Here is a 4,015-nt window from a genome sequence, read left to right as displayed (position 1 = left end):
GATCAGTGGCATCGAGGCGGCGGGGAATCCCGCGGCGATGGCGAAAGTCACCGGGAATCCGACGATTCCGATCAGTGCGCCGAACACCGGGGGAACGATCGAGGCCGCGACGAATTGGCCGGTGTTCTGGACACCGAGCGCGCGCCCGCCCCAGAACGGGCCCGCGATCTCGGCGACGGCGGTGAAGGCGAGCCCGTTCGGTGCCACCGTCGCGACGGAGGCGGCGAGCAGCGCCACGATGGCGAGTGGCGAATCCATCGCGTCCGTCACGGCGAGCGCCGCCATCGACAGTCCGCCGCCTGCCGCGACCCAGCGGAGCGGACGCATGCGACTGCCCACCACGTCGGACCAGAAGCCGACGCCCATCCGGCCGAACGCGCCGAGGATCTGGGCGACGGTGACGATCAGGCCGGCCGCCGTTGCTTCCCAGTGCCTTTCGGAGATGAGCCACACGAGCGCGTACGTCCACACGGTGTACTGGGGCACGACGAGCAGCACGGAGACGGCGTGGATGCGCCACAGTGCGCCGCTGGTGCGGTACGGATTCGTGAGCATGCCGAGATCCGCGGCGTCGCTACGACTCGGCCGGGGCGGATCGACCACCCAGAGCGCGCAGGCCAGCGCGGCGGCGGCGCACAGGGCGGCGGGCAGCGCGAGCGCCCATCCGATGCCGTGGTCGTGGGCGATCGAGGGGAGCGTCAGCGCGGCGCAGGCGATGCCGAGCGGCAGTGACATCTGACGGATGCCCATGGCCAGGCCGCGGCGCTCGGGAGGGAACCATCCGACGACGACGCGTCCGCTCGCGGCATTCGCCGACGCGGCCGCCATGCCGCCGAGCAGCAGGAAGACCGCGGTGGCCGTGAGCGATCCGGAGAGGGCCGCTCCCACTCCCGCAGCCGCGGTGGTGGCCATGCCTGCGGCCAGCACCCGGCGTTCGCCGTAGCGGTCGGCCAGTGCGCCCCACGCGATCAGCGTGACCATGACCCCGAGGGTGGGTGCGGCGACGACGAGCCCGGTGCGGGCGAGGCTGAGTCCGTGGTTGGCCTGGAGTTCGGGGATGAGGAAGGCGACGCCGTTGACGAAAACCGCCTGTGCGGCCTGCGCGAACATCCCGAGGGCGAGCATCCACCATCTGCGAGCGGTTCCGACAGTGGACGGGGTATCGATCGATGCTGTCATGTCATCTCAATATCTAGGATTCGATTCTCATATATTGGCGCTGGTGTGGAGTCTATACCCCGCGTCCTCCGGCGTCCCGGCACGGCGGTGGACCCGGGCCGATAGACTCGCGCCATGCGTCTTGGTCGAGTGGCAAGTCCCGATGGTGTTGCGTTCGTCAGTATCGAAGGGGACGGCGAGTCCCGGATCGCGAAGGAGATCGCCGAGCATCCGTTCGGCAACCCGACTTTCACCGGCCGGAGCTGGCCGCTCGCCGATGTGCGGCTGCTGGCCCCGATCCTCGCCAGCAAGGTCGTCGCCATCGGAAAGAACTACGCCGCCCACGCCGCCGAGATGGGCGGAGAGGCACCGGCCGATCCTGTGATCTTCCTCAAGCCCAACACCTCGATCGTGGGCCCCGACGCCGCGATCGTCCTGCCGAAGTCCTCCAACGAAGTTCACTACGAAGGGGAACTCGCGGTCGTCATCGGCCGCCCCTGCAAGGACGTGCCCGCGGCCAAGGCCCTCGACGTGGTGCTCGGCTACACGGCCGCCAACGACGTGTCGGCCCGTGACCACCAGCGCCACGACGGCCAGTGGGCGAGGGCGAAGGGGCACGACACGTTCTGCCCGCTGGGGCCGTGGATCGAGACGCAGCTCGACGCGTCCGACGTCGACATCACCACGGAGGTGGACGGGGTGGTGAAGCAGCGGAGCAACACTTCGCTTCTGCTGCACGACATTCCGAAGATCATCGAATGGGTGTCGGCCGTGATGACGCTGCTCCCCGGCGACGTCATCCTCACCGGCACCCCGGAAGGCGTCGGTCCGATCGTCGACGGCCAGAGTGTCAGCGTGACCATCGGCGGCATCGGAACCCTCACCAACCCGGTGACCGCCAAGCGCTGACGGCTCTCGTGCCGACATCGGGAGCGGACTAGCCTGTAGGAGTCCGTTTTCCCAGCGTCGACCCAAGTGAGCCATGACCACAAGCGAAGTTCGCGTCCGTTTCTGCCCGTCGCCCACCGGAACCCCGCACGTGGGGCTCGTCCGAACCGCCCTGTTCAACTGGGCGTTCGCCCGACACAACGGCGGGTCGTTCGTGTTCCGCATCGAGGACACCGATGCTGCCCGTGACAGTGAGGAGTCGTACCAGGCGATCCTGGACGCGCTGCGCTGGCTCGGGCTGAACTGGGACGAGGGCCCGGAGGTCGGGGGACCGTACGAGCCGTACCGCCAGTCCCAGCGACGTGACCTGCACCTCGACGTCGTCGCGAAACTGCTCGCGGCGGGCGAGGCGTACGAGTCGTTCTCGACGCCCGAAGAGGTCGAGGAGCGGCACAAGGCCGTCGGCCGCGACCCCAAACTCGGCTACGACAACTTCGATCGTGATCTCACGCCGGAGCAGCGGCAGGCGTTCCTCGACGAGGGCCGCAAGCCCGTGGTCCGGCTCCGGATGCCCGACCACGACCTGACGTGGGACGACCTCGTGCGCGGCGAGACGACGTTCAAGGCCGGCACCGTGCCCGACTTCGCGCTGACCCGCGGCAACGGGATCCCGCTGTACACGTTGGTCAACCCCGTCGACGACGCGTTGATGAAGATCACACACGTTCTGCGCGGCGAGGACCTGCTGTCGTCGACCCCGCGGCAGCTCGCGCTGTACGAGGCGATGCAGCGGATCGGCATGGCCGATTTCACACCACAGTTCGGACATCTGCCGTTCGTCATGGGGCAGGGCAACAAGAAGCTGTCCAAGCGCGATCCCGAGTCGAACCTCTTCATCCATCGCGACCGCGGTTTCGTCCCCGAGGGATTGTTGAATTACCTGGCGCTGCTGGGCTGGGGTATTTCGGACGACCACGACGTGTTCTCCCTGGACGAGATGGTCGCGGCCTTCGATATCTCCAAGGTCAATTCCAATCCCGCCCGGTTCGATCAGAAAAAGGCCGACGCGATCAACGCCGAGCACATCCGCCTGCTCGAGCCCGCCGATTTCGCCGCGCGCCTGCGTGCGTTCCTCACGCTCCACGGACACCTCGGGGAGACGGTGGACGAGTCCGTCTTCGCGACCGCTGCCGATCTGGTCCAGACGCGCATCGTGGTCCTGTCCGACGCCTGGGATCTGCTGAAGTTCCTGTTCGTCGAGGAGGCGGACTTCGCGATCGATCCGGCCGCTGCGGCGAAGAACCTGGGGGCCGACTCCGCGCCGGTTCTCGACGCCGCCCTCGCGTCGCTGGACGCAGTCGGTGCGTGGGACGCAGCCTCGCTGGAGGAGGCCCTCAAGACCGCTCTCGTGGACGAACTGGGCCTCAAGCCACGTAAGGCGTTCGCACCGGTGCGGGTGGCCGTCACGGGCTCGCACATCAGCCCGCCGCTGTACGAATCGATGGAACTGCTCGGACGGGACGTGTCGCTGGCCCGGCTGCGTTCGGCGCGGGCCGGTATCGCCGGCTGAGACCGCCGCCCTCGGGCCGAAAAGGGTGCAAAAACAGCTTCTGACCATACGATTTGGTAAATCCCGGCAGTAGGCTGGTAATCTCTTCTTCGGCCCGAGGCGGGCCGCAGAGCCCCGAAGCTCAGCGGTTCGAGAAAGGCCATTGGGGTATGGTGTAATTGGCAACACAGCGGTTTCTGGTACCGCCATTCTAGGTTCGAGTCCTGGTACCCCAGCGGAAGTTCGGCCGATTTTGACTCCGAACTTCTGGAAGCTATGCTTGCTGAGCTTCCACAGCAAGACAAAGTTCCTGGCCCCGTCGTCTAGCGGCCTAGGACGCCGCCCTCTCAAGGCGGTAGCGCGGGTTCGAATCCCGTCGGGGCTACAAAGAGAAACACCCTCCGAGTAATCGGAGGGTGT

At 67.1% G+C, this 4,015-nt stretch carries 3 protein-coding genes and 2 tRNA genes; 4 read left to right on the top strand and 1 reads right to left on the bottom strand.

What is annotated here, in order from left to right; translation table 11 throughout:
* Nucleotides 1-1,179: MFS transporter (locus ACFTZB_RS43820; RefSeq protein ID WP_378441989.1), on the bottom strand; the 1,179-nt coding region annotated here is incomplete at its 3' end.
* Nucleotides 1,180-1,293: 114 nt separating this feature from the next.
* Between ACFTZB_RS43820 and ACFTZB_RS43815 the strand changes: the two genes are divergently transcribed.
* From ACFTZB_RS43815 to ACFTZB_RS43800, 4 genes are all read left to right on the top strand, one after another.
* Nucleotides 1,294-2,067 carry a fumarylacetoacetate hydrolase family protein gene (locus ACFTZB_RS43815; protein WP_087556572.1) on the top strand — a complete coding sequence of 258 codons (774 nt, stop codon included), beginning with the start codon at nt 1,294-1,296 and terminating at the stop codon, nt 2,065-2,067.
* Nucleotides 2,068-2,140: 73 nt separating this feature from the next.
* A complete protein-coding gene (gene gltX / locus ACFTZB_RS43810) occupies nt 2,141-3,616 on the top strand; it encodes a glutamate--tRNA ligase (protein WP_378441986.1) in 1,476 nt (491 codons plus the stop codon).
* Nucleotides 3,617-3,759: 143 nt separating this feature from the next.
* Nucleotides 3,760-3,831 (top strand) — tRNA-Gln (locus tag ACFTZB_RS43805).
* Between the two features lie 76 nt (nt 3,832-3,907).
* A tRNA-Glu gene (locus ACFTZB_RS43800) sits at nt 3,908-3,980 on the top strand.
* Nucleotides 3,981-4,015 lie beyond the last annotated feature (35 nt).

This window comes from Rhodococcus sp. NPDC057014 (assembly GCF_042673295.1).
Lineage (GTDB): Bacteria > Actinomycetota > Actinomycetes > Mycobacteriales > Mycobacteriaceae > Rhodococcus_F.
This window is presented reverse-complemented; position numbering and strand designations above follow the sequence as displayed.